We start from the raw sequence: 15608 nt of genomic DNA on the forward strand, positions 1-15608 counted from the left end.
CTGCCCTCACCCCCTCTCCTTAAAATTAGGAGAGGGGGGTATTTTATAAGGGTGAATTTTTTATTTAAGCGGTGGCAGGCTTGGTCGATTTTTCGCTGAAGAATATCAAAAACAGAACCAATACCCCCGCAGCGATGCCAGCCGGGACCATCCATACACTCAGCCAATTGGTGATGTTTTCGGCGTTGGTATTGGCGGCTACTACTTTACCACCAATCCATGAGCCAATGCCCATGCCGAGGCCGTAGGTAGCCAAGGTAATAAGGCCCTGCGCCTGCGATTTGATGCGGTCGCCAGCTTTGGTATCGGTATAAATTTGGCCAGTAACAAAGAAAAAGTCAAAACAAACGCCGTGTAACAAGATGGCAGCGTACAACATCCATTCACTGGTGTCGGCATCACCATACCCAAAGAAAAGAAAGCGGACAATCCATGAAATTAATCCGACGGCCAGCATCCATTTAACACCTAGTCTGCTGAATGCCAACGGAATCAATAGCATGAAAACTACTTCAGAGACTTGGCCCAGTGACATTTTATTTTCTACAAACTCCATTCCCGAAGCGCGTAACGATGGGTTGGCAAAGGCGTAATAAAACGACAACGGAATACAGATGGCAACCGAAGCGATAAAGAATATGACGAATGAACGGTCTTTAAACAACGAGAAGGCATCGGCTCCGATGATTTGACCAATGTTGACTGGACCCGTGGCGCGCGGTGGCGTATTAGGCAGGGTGAAGGCAAGTAAACCTAAGATAATAGAGGTAACAATCGAAATTTGAAAGATAGTTACTTGGTCGCCAACGTTTAAGAAACCCACTAAATTGGTGACGGCAATCCAAGCAATGGTGCCCATGACACGAATGGTAGGGAAGTCTTTTTCGGGAGATGCAATGTGTCGCATAGAAATCGACGTAGTGAGGGCAATACACGGTGCAAAACACAAACAATACGCTAAAATAACCCAGAAAAATGTACCTGCATCGTTGATTTGCGACAGCACAAAAAGCAATCCAGCACCTACCATGTTGAGCGCTCCTAGTACTTTTTGGGCGGCAAAATAACGGTCGGCCACGGCTCCGATGAAGGGAGAAATAATCATGGCGATGGAGAAAGCGAGGTACGCATTCCCGATTTGGTCGCCAGTGGCGTTGAGTTGTTTGCCGAGATATACACTCATTTGGCCGTACCAAGATCCCCACGTAAAAAATTGGAGGAACATCATTAACATCAATTGTATCCGAACGGTAGACTTCATAGGGGTTTTTAGGGTTGAGTTTTGAATGGGCGAAAATGATGGATTTTGGTTAGAAATTCAAATCCTTCGTAAATTTGGGCCTATGAATCCTGCATTTGGCAAATATCTCATTGGCATTGGTCTCCTGATTGTGGTGGTTGGGGTAATTATCTATTTTTTTTCAGACAAGCTGCACTGGCTCGGCCAACTCCCCGGGGATATACGTATTAAGCGAGAAAAGTTTGGTTTTTACTTTCCCATCGTCACCTGTATTGTGTTGAGTGTGGTGCTCAATCTGATTATTTGGTTGGTACGGCGGTTTTTGTAGAAGCGAAGGGCAACTGGTCACCTTTGCCGTAAAAGTACTTCCCGCCAATGCCTCAAATCCTTTGTTATACTCCTGAAACCGGCGCTTTAGTGTTTTTAAGCGAAGAGAATTTTAGTGAGCGGTTTTTGGGATGATATTTGTAATATTGCATTTGCAGCGACTAAACGCAACCTCTTTCACAATGCTTACTAAGATACACATCGAAAACTTTAAAAGCCTGAAAAATGTAACGCTGGAGTTGCAACCTGTGAACTTGCTTATTGGACCTAATAACTCTGGTAAAACCAATTTTTTGAAGGCACTGGAGTTTATTAAGAATCAAGAATTGGGTGCAAATATGGGCTTTGCAGATTATACTTTTAAGCATGAAAATGTTGATGTACTATTTTTGGTCGTAAGTGGAGAGAACTCGTTACAAATAAAAATTCAAAAAAAAGCCCCTGATACTTATCCAAAACATACACGATCTCTGAATGATTTTGATACAAGCCAAAAGCTGTCGGAAGAAATATCAACTAACACAGACATTAATTTATTTTTAAGAGCAATTACCCAAATCAATTTATACAGGCCTAATCCTCTAAAGTTTACCGACGCTGAAGCAATTGTATCAAATAATTATATCAATGAAGATGCTTCCAATCTTGTTCCTTTTTTAGAAACACTCCGCGACGAGTACCGAGAGCATTTTGCTGAGATTGAAGAAGATTTGCGTAAATGTATTCCTGAATTTCATGATATTCGCTTTAAAACGGTAGCCTCTGGCAGTGATAAGCGTACCTTCAAAAAATGGGGTTTGTACAGTGACATCAGCAAAATGATCTACTGGGCTGATGAGCTTTCAGAAGGAGTTTTGTACTTCTTAGCCTTGCTTTGTATTATTCATCAGCCCAATCCTCCCAAAATCCTGTTATTGGAAGAGCCCGAGCGCGGAATTCATCCCCGCCGTATCAAAGAAGTGGTGGATTTTATTTTTAATTTGGCCCAATCCAAAGACATACAGGTGATTATGACCTCGCATCACCCTTATATTCTCAATGAATTTGAAGATATACCCGAGGCGGTTTTTGTGTTTGATAAAGACGAAGAAGGGGCTACGCAAATCCGAAATTTACAAAAAGATATTATCGCCCCCTCAGATGCTAAGAATGATGTCTTAGGTTTACCCAGAATCAAATTTACTCAAGATTTGGCCGAACATTGGTTTTCGGGCTTTTTAGGAGGAGTGCCCGCATGAGAACCTTGAAATATGGCTATTTCGGGGAAGACAATGCCCAACAAATCTTCCTCGAAAATTATTTGCTTCAGCTTCCTGTCTACCTTGGACTCATTGATAATGTTACGTTTGTGCGGGATGAGCACTTCAAACTCAAAGGACATGACCGGCCAAATGTACTGCGAATCTTTTCTGAAGCGGTACAGCAGGGTTTGACCTTTCACGAACAGGATGTATTTTTTGTCGGACTCGATCTGGATGATGAAAAAATGCAGGAGCACGAAAGATTGCACTCTGAAATGGTGGGGAAATTAGGGAGTAGTTTTATAGATAAAACCTTCATTTTTATTCCAGTACAGTGCATTGAGCATTGGCTTCTCTATTTAAAGTACAAAAAAGAGCATCCTCATTCGAATAAAAACGAGGTGTATGAGCGAATTTCTAGGCCAGAAGCAAAGAAACAAATGTATGGTTTCCCTCGTCCCGTTGCTGAAAAGCAATCAAAAGTAATAGCCGACCTAACTCAAAATATGGATATCAACTGGCTCGAAAACCGCTCCGCCAGTTTTCGGCACTTTCATTTAAAAGTCACTGATTTTCTTAGTAAAATGTAGAAACGAGCTTATTGATATAGGTGAGCTTTCGTTTTCTGATAAATCCCCATGAAGCAACTGATCCAAAACCTTCAAAACGGTCAAACAATACTGGAAGAAGTGCCTGCACCGCAGGTGAAACGAGGTGCTGTGCTGATTCAAACGCGTCGAAGTTTGGTTTCTTTGGGAACCGAACGAATGCTCGTTGAATTTGGTAAAGCCAATCTCATCGAAAAAGCCCGTCAACAGCCTGAAAGGGTGAAAATGGTGCTGGATAAAATCAAGTCTGACGGCTTGATGCCGACCTTGGAGGCCGTTTTTAACAAGCTTGGGCAGCCGCTTCCTTTGGGGTATTGTAATGTAGGTCAGGCGATTGCGGTGGGAGAAGGCGTGACGGATATTCGCATCGGCGACCGTGTGGCCTCCAATGGCCCCCACGCCGAAATCGTTTGTGTGCCCCGCAATTTGGTGGCTAAAATTCCCGATAACATATCTGACGATGAAGCGGCATTTACGGTCATCGGCTCGATTGGGTTGCAGGGCGTACGGTTATTGAATCCAACCTTGGGTGAAACTGTCGTAGTGATTGGACTGGGGTTGATTGGGTTATTGACGGCCGAACTGCTTCGTTTGAACGGCTGCCGGGTCATTGGGTTTGATTTTGATGAGAATAAACTCCGCATTGCACGCGAAAAAGGCATCTTGGCCGCCAATCCTGCCGCAGGAACTGATTCTGTCAAGTGGGTAGAAAGCCTCACCAACGGCGTAGGCGCGGACGGCGTGGTGATTACGGCTTCGGCCAAAACAGATGAGATTATTTCACAGGCCGCGCGCATGTCGCGCAAGCGGGGTCGTATTATTTTGGTGGGCGTGATTGGCCTGAATCTGAGCCGGGCCGAGTTTTATGAAAAAGAGCTTTCGTTTCAGGTGTCGTGCTCGTACGGTCCGGGCCGTTACGACGACGACTATGAGCAAAAGGGCGTCGATTATCCGCTGCCGTTTGTTCGTTGGACCGAAAACCGCAATTTTCAAACCATCCTTCAGTTGATGGAATCGGGATTGCTTGATGTAAAACCCTTTATTACGGAACAGATTGCGCTGGAAGAATACCAAAAAATTTACGGTGATATGGGCAAAGGTGGGGCGATTGCCTCTCTGTTGGTTTATCCCGAAAAATCTTCGGCCGAGCGTACCGTCCGCCACCATGACATTTCTTTTGCGGGCCGGAAAGGAGTTATCGGTATTATTGGTGCAGGAAATTTTACCAAAATGACTTTGATTCCTGCCTTAAAAGGCGGGGCAATGCAAGGCGCAAATATTAAATACATTGCGAGTGCGAATGGACTGTCGGGGACGGCGTTGGCCCAAAAACACGGCATTGCCCACAGCACGACGGATTATCATGAAATTTTAAAAGATAACGACGTCGATTTGGTGATGATTACCACGCGCCACAATCAACATGCTCGCCTGACGATGGAGGCACTGAAGGCGGGGAAGCATGTGTTTGTGGAAAAACCACTGGCGATTTTTGAAGAAGAACTGAGTCAACTCTTGGAAAGCTTTCAAAGTGCAGAAAGTTTAAGTGTTACGGTAGGCTTTAATCGTCGTTTTTCACCCCATGCGCTGAAAATGAAGTCATTGCTGGGAGATGCGCCCATGAATGTGATTGCGACCATGAATGCGGGTTTTATTCCTACCAACTCGTGGGTACACGACCGTGCCGTGGGTGGCGGACGTATCTTGGGCGAAGCTTGTCATTTTATTGATTTGATTACGTACCTGACGGGCAGCCGCGTGACGGCAGTATGCATGAATGCCATGGGGCCGCAGGCTACCGAAACAACCGACAATGCAAGTATCATGTTGCGCTATGAAAATGGCTCAACGGGCGTCATTAATTATTTTTCCAACGGCCACAAATCTTATTCCAAAGAGCGGATAGAAGTATATTCGCAGGAGCGAACGCTGATATTGGATAACTTCCGGACGCTGGAAGGCTATGGATTCAAAGGCTTTTCCAGACTCAAAACAAGTCAGGACAAAGGACATAAAACGCAGTTTCAAGAACTGATAAAACGTATTCAAACGGGAGGTGCGCCGCTGATTCCGCTGGATGAAATTATCAACACTACGCAGGCTGCATTTGCGGCCATTAGGAGCTTGAAAGAAGGCGCTTGGGTGCTTCTAACCTAAAAGCGTCTGGCGGTTTTAAACCGTCGGACGACTACTCGCTTTCTTTTTTATTTCCCATCATCAACCCAATCATCATGACCAACGCTGATAAAATGATGATTTGGATAATCAGCGATTTATTGACCAATGAGATGGTTTGGGAAGCAGGAATACTCAAAAATAATAAAATGGTAATCAGTCCACGTGGTGCGATAAAAAGCAACGGTGAAAGCTCCATTTTGTAGAATTTGAGCAGAATAGCCCGCAGGCAAAAGATATTTATCACAATCCCTACGGCCCATCCAAGCGTACTGAGGTTCAAAATTTCGGCGGTTTCCATCAGGTAGCCAAAAAGCAGGAAGAACAACACCCTAATTACGAACGTAGCCTCAATCGTGATTTCCTTAAATTTCTTCACTTCGCGGTCGAGCAGGTCTGGTTTTAGGCGCTGAATCCACTTAAAGCGTTTTATTTCGTCGAGATTTCCTAAGAATAACCCAAAAATCAGAATAAAAACGAGCGAAGGAAGGTGATAGATTTTTGAAATATTATAAATCAAAATCACCAAAAGAATAATAGGGGCAAACTTGATGTGGTGGTCGATTTTGCTCAAAAGATAGGATAAACCGCCCGTGGCTAGAAAAGAAACAATAATGATGGTCATCAATTGCGCAAAAAAATACCAAATAGAACCCGCGCCAAAACTATCATTGAAGGCTACAAAGTTGAAAAATATCACCCCCAAAATGTCCGAAAGGCTACTTTCGTAAATAATAAATTCTTTCTGATGGTTCATCAAATTCTTGACGCTCGGAATGGCAATTGCGCTGCTAATGACGCAAAGGGGAATGGCATTGGTGAGGCTGTCTTTAAAATTGATTCCGCCCCAAAAATGGAAAGCTCCCGCCGCCCCAAAAGCCAGCAGAAGCATGGGCAACAACGCAACGGCAAATGACTTTTTGATAAGCGGAAATTTTGTGGCATTCAGCTCTAACTCCAAAGAGCCTTCGAGTACAATGAGAATCAGTCCAATTGTTCCTAAAATGGGTAAAATAGGACTGAGATTTGGCAGTGATAAACCAGTGGTAAGGGCCACTTGCTTCACGAGCCACCCCATCAGCAGCAAAAGAATAACGGAGGGTACTTTGGTTTTGGAAGAGGTAATGTCAAAAATATAAGCAAGAAGAATCAGAACGCAAACTGTGATAATAATTGCTGTTGTCATGTAAAGGATGGTTGGATACTTTACAATACTAACAAACACTGGCGTAAAAACAAAGGGTTAGACCATCGATGGCCTAACCCTTTGACTTTTTTCTCAACGTCGGCGAGGTTTTGAACCTCGCCGACGTTTCACCACGTTCAAAACCTCGCCGACATTTCACCACCGTTTAAAATCTCGCCGACGTTAGTTGATAAGTCTTACAAATTAAATCCGAAAGAATAGACATCTTCAGGATAATCTAAATAAAGACCTTCCATCTGAACGCGAGCTCCTTTCTTCTCGGCTAAAGCGGCTTTTAGTTCTTTGACCGAACGAACTGCCTTGTCGTTTACTTTCGTAATTACAAAACCTTCTTCTACCCCTACGCGGGCGAGTTTGCCAGCTTCCATCGCGGTTACTTTTACGCCGCCGCCGATATTGGCGCGCTGAAGGCGCTGTACTTCGCGCGGGTTGAGGTCGCTAAATTGGGCCCCTAATGAACTAAGGGCTACGTCAGCTTCGTCGGTTTTGATGATTTCGCGTCCACCTTCACGGTTGCGGAGCATTACACTGTAGTCTTTTACGCTGCCACCACGATTAACGGTCAGAACGACACTCTCACCAGGACGTTTGCGAGCGACTAGCTCACGGAATTTGGGGTCAGAATCTACTTCAACACCGTCTACTTTCGTGATGACGTCGCCTACTTTCAAGCCTGCATCTTTGGCGGCGCTGTTGCCTTCTCCAAAACCTTGTACATAAATACCCGTGGCTACTTTTACGTCGTATTGTTCAGCTTTTTTGCTGTCGAGTTCTTCGGGAATGATACCGATGTAGCCGCGCTGTACACCACCGTATTTGATAATGTCGCTAGATACTTTTTTCACTAAGCTCGAAGGCACTGCAAAGGCATAACCAGCGTAGCTACCAGTGGGGCTGGCAATGGCGGTGTTGATACCCACCAATTCACCTTTCAGGTTGACCAAGGCGCCGCCTGAGTTGCCTGGGTTTACGACCGCATCCGTTTGGATAAATGACTCCAAGGGAGTATCACCTTTAAACTGGCTGCCGCGTGCGCGTGACTGTTGCTGAAACTTCTCGGCAAGGATTCCGATACCGCGGCCTTTGGCACTTACAATACCTGCCGTAACGGTCGACTCCAAGTTAAACGGATTTCCTACGGCTACTACCCACTCACCTACTTTGATGGCGTCGGAGTTGCCAAACGTCAACGCAGGTAGGTCTTTGGCGGGAATCTGAATCACGGCAATATCGGTAGAAGGGTCAGTGCCGATTACTTTGGCTTTGTAAGTGCGTTTGTTCGACATCACAACCTCCAGTTCTTCTGCACCTTCCACTACGTGGTTGTTGGTAACGATGTAGCCATCCGCGCTGACAATCACGCCCGAACCCGACGACTCTTGCTTTTGCGGGCCGCTGCGGCGCATTCCAAAATCTTCGCCAAACAAGTCGAAGATGTCCATGCCGCGTTGTTGCGCTTGGCGTGTGGCCGAGGCTTTAATGTGTACTACGGCAGGGGTAGAGACTTCGGCGGCGTACGTAAAATCGGCCGCTGCCCCAGGAGCAACTCCCCCCGTAAAACGATTCATGGAAGGAGCGCTTGCTTCCGTAAAAACGACATCTTTTGAGTCATCAATTCCGCCCAAAAGCTTTACACTTCCAACGGTAACTGCGCTTGAAATGAGCCCAACCAATGCCAATGATTTCCAATTCTGATTCATGACTTTTTATTTTGGTTTTGGTTTTAATTACTGTTTATTTTTAGATTCTTCTGTTTTTGCAATTTACACTTCAAAAATGCACGAACATAACGTCTCTGGCAAAAAAATCGGTATCCAAATTTCTACCTTTTAACAATATTTAACAAGCAAAAGTTTGGACTTACTCAAGATATAAAATAATGATGCAAGGGGGCTTTGACTGTCAAATTGTCATTTGTTGGAACGCCTTTTATGAACCAATTACGCCAAAGGCTGACGATTTTTCTGCTATATTTGTGATTTAATTGTCAATTTACCCTGTCACGAGCGCTGAGAGAATATCAAATATAGCGATAATTTGCGGCTTGTGTTTAGTAAAGAATAAACGGGTAACGTACTTAAACAAAGCAAACCAATGGGGCGAATCCTTGCCATTGATTATGGCTCAAAACGAACCGGATTGGCAGTTACCGACCCGTTACGGATTATTGCGACGGCCTTGGAAACGGTACGCTCATTTGAATTAATTGATTTTTTGAAACGTTATACCGCCAACGAAACCGTGGACGTATTTGTGGTAGGTATGCCCCGCACGTTGGAAAATACCGACACCAACAATACGCCGCACGTGAAGGGTTTCATCAAACAACTCAAAAAAGCGTTTCCCGATACCCCCGTGTACGAACACGACGAGCGTTTTACCAGCAGCATGGCCTTACAGACCATGATTTCGATGGGGTCTAAAAAAAGTGATCGACGCAATAAAGGTAATATTGACAAAGTCAGTGCCACCATTATTTTGCAATCGTTTATTGAAAGCCAACGATGAAATCGTATCATGGGTGTTTTGCCCGATAAACCATTAAAAAGGACAACGATTAACAATGATTTTTCCAATAGTAGCTTATGGCGACCCCGTATTACGAAAAGTGGCTCGCCCCATTGAAAAAGACGAACTCAACCTGCCCGAGTTGGTAGAAAATATGTACCAAACCATGTACGATTCTTCGGGCATTGGTTTGGCGGCTCCGCAAATCGGACAAAGTATCCGGTTGTTTGTAGTCGATGGTACGCCTCTTAATGAAGATGAAGAAGAGGAGGACAAAGACCCAAGTTTGGAAGGGTTTAAAAAAGTATTTATTAATCCGCAGGTGTTGGAAGAAACGGGCGACGAATGGGCGTTTGAAGAAGGATGCCTCAGTATTCCGGGAATTAGAGCCGATGTATATCGCCCCGAATTTATTAAAATCAAATACCGAGATATTGATTGGAACGAACACGTAGACACCTTTGAAGGCATGGCGGCGCGTATCATTCAGCATGAATATGACCACTTGGAAGGCAAACTCTTTACGGATTATTTGCCCATGCTCAAACGACAGATGCTCAAAAAACGCCTCACCGACATTACAAAGGGTAACGTTAAAGTGGATTATAAAATGAGATTTCCTAAATAACCTCGAAACGCGAGATGCAAGAACTTCGCCGAGTTGCCAAGAATATTCTTTTTATTGACCTGGAAACGGTGTCAGCCAAAGCGTCGTTTGATTTGTTGGACGAACGAATGCAGGAACAATGGCAACGAAAGGCGGCCAACATCCGCAATGATGAACACGTCTCGGCTTTTGATTTGTTTTACCGCCGGGCGGCGATTTATTCCGAGTTCGGCAAAATCATCTGCATCGGGGTAGGGGCGTTGTATTGGACCACTTCTGATGAGCTGCCACGTTTTAAAGTAAAAACCATTGCGGGCGACGACGAGAAAGCGATTTTGTTGGAATTTAAAGAGTTGATTGAAAAATATCCCCAAAACCAACTCGTTCTCTGCGCCCACAACGGCAAAGAGTTTGACTTCCCTTTTTTGTGTCGTCGAATGCTCGTCAATGGAATTACGCTGCCTGATTCTTTAAAACTTTCGGGCAAAAAACCGTGGGAAATTCTTCATCAAGACACGCTGGATATGTGGCGTTTTGGCGATTATAAAAGCTTCGCGCAGTTGGATTTATTGGCGGCGCTGTTTGGCATTCCGAGCAGCAAGTCAGACATCAGCGGCGAAGACGTGACCCGCGTTTATTACGCCGAAAAAGACCTCGACCGCATCCGTCGTTACTGCAAAGAAGACGTCGTAGTATTGGCGCAACTTTGGCTTCGTCTCAATCAATACGATACCGTAAAGCCCGAGCTGATTGTAAGGGCCGAATAAAAATAACGAACGTCGTCGAGGTCTTGAACTCAAAACCTCGACGACGATTTATTTCAGCTCAATTTTAGCGGTAACGTTCTCAAATTCTTACCCGTCAAATCAAAAACCGCCGCCGCAATCGCGGGCGCTACTGGCGCAAGCGGGGGCTCACCTACGCCGTAAGGTTCGGCGTGCCCTTCCAGAATAATTACCTCAATTTCGGGGGTGTCTGAAAGTTTTGCCATAGGGTATTCGTGAAAATTGGTCGCGGTTATTTGTCCGTCTTTGATGGTTAAGCCTTCATAAAGCGCGGCCGTAATCCCCATCATGGTGGCACCTTCTACCTGCATCCTAATCCCCTCAGGATTGATAGCTAAGCCCGCGTCAAGCACTTGCGTTACTTTTTTTACCCGAATTTGATTGTCAACTATCGCTACTTCAATCACCGCCGCCGCAATGCTCTTGCGGTCGTTGCCGATGGCGATGCCGCGCCCAATCCCCGCCGCTTTGGGTTGGTTCCACCCGCTCTTTTCGGCCAGCGTTTCCAATACTTTTTTGTAACGTTGGTTGATTTGTTCGTTGCCCGCCAACAACTCCAAACGCATTTTGAGCGGGTCTTTGCCCGTTTTATGGGCCAATTCGTTGATAAAGCTTTCGATGGCAAACGTATTGGGAAACATCCCCACACTGCGCCAGATTCCAGTATGAACGGGCAGTTTATTTTGCCATAAAGTGGCTGATTTATGCTCAATGTTATATAAAATACTGGCACCGTGGCCCGCCGACACAAAATCAGCCCCTAAAAGTGTATAGCCGATATTGGCAGGAATTGCCCCAAGCACCTGGTCGGGTGTGGCTTGGTTGTGGGTGATGGCTTCGATTGTGCCATTCTTCCCAATTTTTGCGGCGAGTACATGGTGCGTTTGCGGACGATAAATGGCATTCTGAAACTCTTGCGTTCGCGTATTAAATACATGTACTGGTTTGCCAACAATCTTGGCAATGCGCGCTACTTTTTCGGAATGTTTTGAATCTATCCTTCTGCCAAAACTACCACCCGCGTAGGTGGTTTCGATGTTGAGTTGTTCAGTTTCTACCTCAATGGCTTTGGCGATGGTACTTCTGAAAAGGGTGGAGGCCTGCGTACCTACATACATCGTGGCTTTGTCTTTTTCAACGTGGGCCACGGCACCGTGCGGCTCCATGTGGGCGTGGGTGGCCAAAGGTGTACGGTATTCTTGTTTGAATATTTGGTTGGGCGCTTCTTCCAAAAGCGATTCGGGCGAGCCTTCGCTTTGAATGCGCACGTCGGTTCCGAGGCCCACGGTCGTGAGTGCTTCAAATTCAGCCTGTTGCCATTTTTTCGGAACATCCCATTCGGCTTCTATTTTTTGTAACCCCATCTCGGCAGCGTATCGGTTTTTGGCCACGACGGCTACCAATTCATTGTCCTCCACGATTTTGACCACTCCGCTGACTTTTGCGGCTTCTTGGGTGTTCAGCTTTTTGAGTGTTCCGCCGATGTAGGGAGATTGGAGCATCACCGCATACAACATATCTGGAAACGTTTGGTCAATGCCAAAGATGGGTTGGCCCGTCACTTTTGGTTTTAAGTCAATGCGTTTTACGTCTTTTCCCACGTATTTAAAGGCCGAAGAAGGCTTTAATGCGGGTGTTTCGGGTGTTTTCCATTCTTTGGTGGAGGTGGAAATTTCATAATAGGTAGCTTTATGGTTTCCCGAAGTCATGATCCCATTTTCAACTTTGATGCCTGCCACGGGTACGCCCCATTGCTTGGCGGCTTGGGCTTTCAGCATTTCGCGCAGGGTAGCGGCCACTTCTCGAATGGGCTTAAATAGCGACAAGGTGGTGTTGCTTCCGCCCGTTCCGAGCGAGTCTTCCACGCCGTTGGCTGTATTGGCGTGAACCACTTTGATTTGTTCGAGGGATACTTCTAGCTCCTCGGCGGCCAACATCGCTAATCCCGTAAAAATCCCCTGTCCCATTTCTAGCTTGGTAGATTTGTAGAGGATGGTGTTGTCGGGTAATACTTCAAACCAAAAAGAAGGTTCCTGCGTGGAAACTAGTAAGGGGAAATCCATATTTTCCGCTTTTTGGGCCAAAAAACGACGAATAGGCCCCTTTGACGCAATAACCGCTACGACGGTTCCGCCAAAAATGATGGCACCGCGTTGCAAAAATTTACGCCGCGAAAACTTCTTTTTTGTTTTTTTTTCTTCAGTTGCCATGTCGTTATAAAGTTGCGGTTTGGGAAAGTTGGGCGGCTCTTTTGATGGCTTTGATGATGCGGGGCTGCGTACCGCAACGGCAAATGTTGGTGATATTGGTCTTAATATCTTCTTCGGTCGGGTTGGGGTTTTTCTCCAGAAAATTGGCGGCCGCCATCATAAACCCGGGCTGACAATAACCGCATTGGGGCACGTTTTCTTCCATCCATGCTTGTTGAATAGGGTGAAGTTTGTCCTCACTTTCGGATAATCCTTCGAGCGTCGTCACTTTTTTTCCTGCCGCAAAACTTACGGGGATAGAGCATGAACGGTAGGCTTCTCCGTCGATGTGGAGCGTGCAGGCACCGCAAAGTGCGGCCCCGCAGCCGAATTTTGTGGCTTTGAGGTTGAGTTCATCCCGAACTACCCAAAGCAAGGGCATAGCGGGGTCTACGTCCACCTTTGCCGTTTTGCCATTGATATTAAAGTTGATTTCCACTTGGTTTAGTTTGAATATTGATTTTTAGATTGACTAATCACTCTATGTCTAGGGTAAATTTTTAAGGAGTTTTTGTCAGCGCTACAAAGTCTTTTACTTCCAAAATGGGCTTTGGATAGCCTTTTGTAGCCACTTTAATCATGCCCTTTCCCAGTTCTGCCAATGTACTTGCGGCCCCCGGAAACACCTTACGAAACACGGGATACAGCCAACTTAAATACTTGTAATAAGGAAGGGTATTCTTCAATCCGGGCGTGGGGTGCATATAACCAGGTCGGAAGTTATACACGGCCTTGAAAGGCAGTTTCATCAAGTCGTTTTCGGTTTTGCCTTTTACCCGCGCCCACATGCTGCGGCCTTTTTCGGTGCTGTCGGTGCCTGAGCCTGATACGTAGCAGAAGGTCATGCCAGGATTGAGTTTGCTCAATGTTTCGGCTACGTGCATCGTGAGCGTGTAGGTCATTTTGGTATATTCTTCCTCTTTCATCCCGACGGAAGAAACGCCCAAACAGAAAAAACAAGCGTCGTAACCTTTCAATTGGGCTTGGATAGGAGAGACGTCGAAGAAATCTTGGTGAATGATTTCCTTTAATTTGGGATGCGTGAAGCCAGAAGATTTGCGGTTGATAATCAAAACTTCTTCAATTTCAGGGCTTTGCAGACATTCGTGCAATACACCCTCGCCGACCATGCCCGTGGCACCCGTCACAATGGCTCTTATTTTTTTAATTTCTTTCATGGTTATTTTTGTTCGGTCAGCATATCCCAAAGCATTTCAAAGCCGTTTTCGATGATGGGTTTTTGTTGGTCGGGGGGTAAGTTAACAACGTAATTATAGATGCCCATCAAGTGGCTGTTGGCCAACGTATAAATCAAATCAGTGGGTAAATCTTTGATGATTTTGGTGGCTTTTGCTTCTTCAATCAACTGAATGTGTTTCTGGGATTGCTCCATCAAAACCGATTCGGAGATTTGAAAAATATGCGGCGAAAAAAGCACTTGTTGGATGTAATGGTTCTTTTCTCGGTTATCTAAGGCCCAGTAAATGAAATAGATAAAGACTTTTTTTATGATGGCTTCGACGCTATCCTCAGGAGTGATTTTTGAGAATAAAAATTGGTTTAAATCATTTTTGATGGTGATGTATAATTCCTTTATCAGGTCTTCTTTGGTGGCAAAATAATGAAAAAGGGTTCCGTTGGATACCCCCGCTTCTTTGGCGATTTTGCTCGTGGGCGTACCATGAAAACCAAACTCCACAAAGAGCTTCAACGCACTCGCCAGTATCTGTTCTTTTTTATCCATTTATACTAGATTGACTAATCACTCTACAAAAGTAAGGTTTGTATCGGGTTTTCCAAATTTGTTTTTGGGTTTTATTATTGAACGCCAGTTAGAGATAACTCACGGTTGTTACTTCCTGAAACGGAATACCTCTTGATAACTATTTTTTCAGCAGCCAAAAGAAAGGCTTATTTTAGTGCCAAAACAACTTTTAGGTTTGCCATGAAAAAGGTACTTTACTTAACACTTCTAACTTTCGTATTAGGCTGCAAAGGCGAAGACCAACCCACGATTGATCCCGAAATCTTAAAACCCCTTCTAAACGGGTATTTTGAGTATTTCCCTAAGCCCATCGACTACTTTACATCCCGCATCACCTGCAAAGAAGGTCACATGATTATCTCTAAAGCTTTTATTACAAAAAAGGACGAGAAAACCCTCACTATTCAATTTGTTTACGTTGGTAAATGCGCAGGACTCAACCCCAACCCCGGCAACGATTATGAAATAAGGGCTACTTTTACCTCTCCAATGCCTAAACAGGAAGCTACCCGTTATCGTATTGATTTTAGTGGAGTATGTGATTCGGCCATACCGGCAGACCCTCAACTTGTTGGCAAAAAATTGGATGGGTATGCTTATTTGACTCCTGACCTTGGCGAGTTTGTGATTAATCTTCCCGTTTCCGTGAACAACGTCCCTCAAAAAATTACTTCCAAAATGGATATTAGAAGCGATAAGTTTTAGATGTGATGTCTATCTACACCTTAGTCCGTGTCCTCACAGACTTTTTCATATAGATAAGGGTCTGTGAGGACACCTAAAGTATCAACACATCTTTAGTGATTTCTTTCGAGAGTAAATAACCTTGATATTGATCATAGAATCGCTGTAATCCAGTAAAGAAGTCAGTCGGTCCGGGTGGCCTCTGGCTTTGA

General features: G+C 45.1%; 15 protein-coding genes. 8 read left to right on the forward strand and 7 right to left on the reverse strand.

Annotated elements, in window-relative coordinates; translation table 11 throughout:
* Positions 1-64 precede the first annotated feature (64 nt).
* Complete coding sequence (locus NCI00_RS26110) at positions 65-1261, reverse strand: MFS transporter (RefSeq protein WP_253532533.1); 1197 nt, start codon at positions 1259-1261, stop codon at positions 65-67.
* Between the two features lie 82 nt (positions 1262-1343).
* Between NCI00_RS26110 and NCI00_RS26115 the strand changes: the two genes are divergently transcribed.
* The 4 genes from NCI00_RS26115 (at position 1344) to NCI00_RS26130 (ending at position 5573) form a co-directional block, all read left to right on the forward strand.
* Entirely contained in the window at positions 1344-1568 is a 225-nt protein-coding gene (locus NCI00_RS26115; protein WP_114070403.1) for a DUF2905 domain-containing protein, read from the forward strand.
* 181 nt (positions 1569-1749) lie between these two features.
* On the forward strand, positions 1750-2805 hold the full coding sequence (locus NCI00_RS26120; protein WP_253532535.1) for an AAA family ATPase: 1056 nt from the start codon (positions 1750-1752) through the stop codon (positions 2803-2805).
* Positions 2802-3398, forward strand: coding sequence for a hypothetical protein (locus tag NCI00_RS26125; protein WP_253532537.1), 597 nt, complete (start codon positions 2802-2804; stop codon positions 3396-3398). Before NCI00_RS26120 ends, NCI00_RS26125 begins: the two co-directional genes overlap by 4 nt.
* A 48-nt stretch (positions 3399-3446) precedes the next feature.
* Positions 3447-5573: a bi-domain-containing oxidoreductase gene (locus tag NCI00_RS26130; RefSeq protein WP_253532539.1), complete on the forward strand. Its 2127-nt coding sequence runs from the start codon at positions 3447-3449 to the stop codon at positions 5571-5573.
* A gap of 31 nt (positions 5574-5604) precedes the next feature.
* Here the strand turns inward: NCI00_RS26130 and NCI00_RS26135 are convergent, their stop codons facing one another.
* Together NCI00_RS26135 and NCI00_RS26140 are read right to left on the reverse strand one after the other, a co-directional pair.
* Positions 5605-6777 (reverse strand): cation:proton antiporter, encoded by a 1173-nt coding sequence (locus NCI00_RS26135; RefSeq protein ID WP_253532541.1) that lies wholly within the window; start codon positions 6775-6777, stop codon positions 5605-5607.
* Positions 6778-6974: 197 nt separating this feature from the next.
* On the reverse strand, positions 6975-8498 hold the full coding sequence (locus NCI00_RS26140; protein WP_253532544.1) for a trypsin-like peptidase domain-containing protein: 1524 nt from the start codon (positions 8496-8498) through the stop codon (positions 6975-6977).
* Between the two features lie 394 nt (positions 8499-8892).
* On the opposite strand from NCI00_RS26140, the gene ruvX reads away from it, so the two are divergent.
* The 3 genes from ruvX to NCI00_RS26155 are packed head-to-tail and all read left to right on the forward strand — an operon-like array spanning position 8893 to position 10680.
* Positions 8893-9306, forward strand: coding sequence for a Holliday junction resolvase RuvX (ruvX, locus tag NCI00_RS26145; RefSeq protein WP_114068879.1), 414 nt, complete (start codon positions 8893-8895; stop codon positions 9304-9306).
* Positions 9307-9361: 55 nt separating this feature from the next.
* Complete coding sequence (gene def, locus NCI00_RS26150; RefSeq protein ID WP_166559931.1) at positions 9362-9934, forward strand: peptide deformylase; 573 nt, start codon at positions 9362-9364, stop codon at positions 9932-9934.
* Between the two features lie 14 nt (positions 9935-9948).
* Positions 9949-10680 (forward strand): 3'-5' exonuclease, encoded by a 732-nt coding sequence (locus NCI00_RS26155; protein ID WP_166559932.1) that lies wholly within the window; start codon positions 9949-9951, stop codon positions 10678-10680.
* Positions 10681-10733: 53 nt separating this feature from the next.
* Here NCI00_RS26155 and NCI00_RS26160 read toward each other — a convergent pair whose 3' ends face one another.
* The 4 genes from NCI00_RS26160 to NCI00_RS26175 all read right to left on the reverse strand — a co-directional run bounded on the left by NCI00_RS26160 (position 10734) and on the right by NCI00_RS26175 (position 14691).
* Positions 10734-12908 (reverse strand): xanthine dehydrogenase family protein molybdopterin-binding subunit, encoded by a 2175-nt coding sequence (locus NCI00_RS26160; RefSeq protein ID WP_253532548.1) that lies wholly within the window; start codon positions 12906-12908, stop codon positions 10734-10736.
* 4 nt (positions 12909-12912) lie between these two features.
* Positions 12913-13386 (reverse strand): (2Fe-2S)-binding protein, encoded by a 474-nt coding sequence (locus tag NCI00_RS26165; protein ID WP_310586794.1) that lies wholly within the window; start codon positions 13384-13386, stop codon positions 12913-12915.
* Between the two features lie 61 nt (positions 13387-13447).
* Positions 13448-14125, reverse strand: a complete 678-nt coding sequence (locus NCI00_RS26170; protein WP_253532550.1) for an NAD-dependent epimerase/dehydratase family protein — start codon at positions 14123-14125, stop codon at positions 13448-13450.
* Positions 14126-14127: 2 nt separating this feature from the next.
* Positions 14128-14691 (reverse strand): TetR/AcrR family transcriptional regulator, encoded by a 564-nt coding sequence (locus tag NCI00_RS26175; RefSeq protein WP_166559936.1) that lies wholly within the window; start codon positions 14689-14691, stop codon positions 14128-14130.
* Between the two features lie 201 nt (positions 14692-14892).
* Between NCI00_RS26175 and NCI00_RS26180 the strand changes: the two genes are divergently transcribed.
* On the forward strand, positions 14893-15417 hold the full coding sequence (locus tag NCI00_RS26180) for a hypothetical protein (RefSeq protein ID WP_114460954.1): 525 nt from the start codon (positions 14893-14895) through the stop codon (positions 15415-15417).
* Positions 15418-15608: the final 191 nt, after the last annotated feature.

This window comes from Runella salmonicolor, assembly GCF_024158025.1.
Lineage (GTDB): Bacteria > Bacteroidota > Bacteroidia > Cytophagales > Spirosomataceae > Runella > Runella salmonicolor.

Coding starts and splice junctions, on each gene's coding strand:
- NCI00_RS26110 (WP_253532533.1), bottom strand. CDS start 1,261: ATGAAGTCTACCGTTCGGATACAATTGATGTTAATGATGTTCCTCCAA.
- NCI00_RS26115 (WP_114070403.1), top strand. CDS start 1,344: ATGAATCCTGCATTTGGCAAATATCTCATTGGCATTGGTCTCCTGATT.
- NCI00_RS26120 (WP_253532535.1), top strand. CDS start 1,750: ATGCTTACTAAGATACACATCGAAAACTTTAAAAGCCTGAAAAATGTA.
- NCI00_RS26125 (WP_253532537.1), top strand. CDS start 2,802: ATGAGAACCTTGAAATATGGCTATTTCGGGGAAGACAATGCCCAACAA.
- NCI00_RS26130 (WP_253532539.1), top strand. CDS start 3,447: ATGAAGCAACTGATCCAAAACCTTCAAAACGGTCAAACAATACTGGAA.
- NCI00_RS26135 (WP_253532541.1), bottom strand. CDS start 6,777: ATGACAACAGCAATTATTATCACAGTTTGCGTTCTGATTCTTCTTGCT.
- NCI00_RS26140 (WP_253532544.1), bottom strand. CDS start 8,498: ATGAATCAGAATTGGAAATCATTGGCATTGGTTGGGCTCATTTCAAGC.
- ruvX (WP_114068879.1), top strand. CDS start 8,893: ATGGGGCGAATCCTTGCCATTGATTATGGCTCAAAACGAACCGGATTG.
- def (WP_166559931.1), top strand. CDS start 9,362: ATGATTTTTCCAATAGTAGCTTATGGCGACCCCGTATTACGAAAAGTG.
- NCI00_RS26155 (WP_166559932.1), top strand. CDS start 9,949: ATGCAAGAACTTCGCCGAGTTGCCAAGAATATTCTTTTTATTGACCTG.
- NCI00_RS26160 (WP_253532548.1), bottom strand. CDS start 12,908: ATGGCAACTGAAGAAAAAAAAACAAAAAAGAAGTTTTCGCGGCGTAAA.
- NCI00_RS26170 (WP_253532550.1), bottom strand. CDS start 14,125: ATGAAAGAAATTAAAAAAATAAGAGCCATTGTGACGGGTGCCACGGGC.
- NCI00_RS26175 (WP_166559936.1), bottom strand. CDS start 14,691: ATGGATAAAAAAGAACAGATACTGGCGAGTGCGTTGAAGCTCTTTGTG.
- NCI00_RS26180 (WP_114460954.1), top strand. CDS start 14,893: ATGAAAAAGGTACTTTACTTAACACTTCTAACTTTCGTATTAGGCTGC.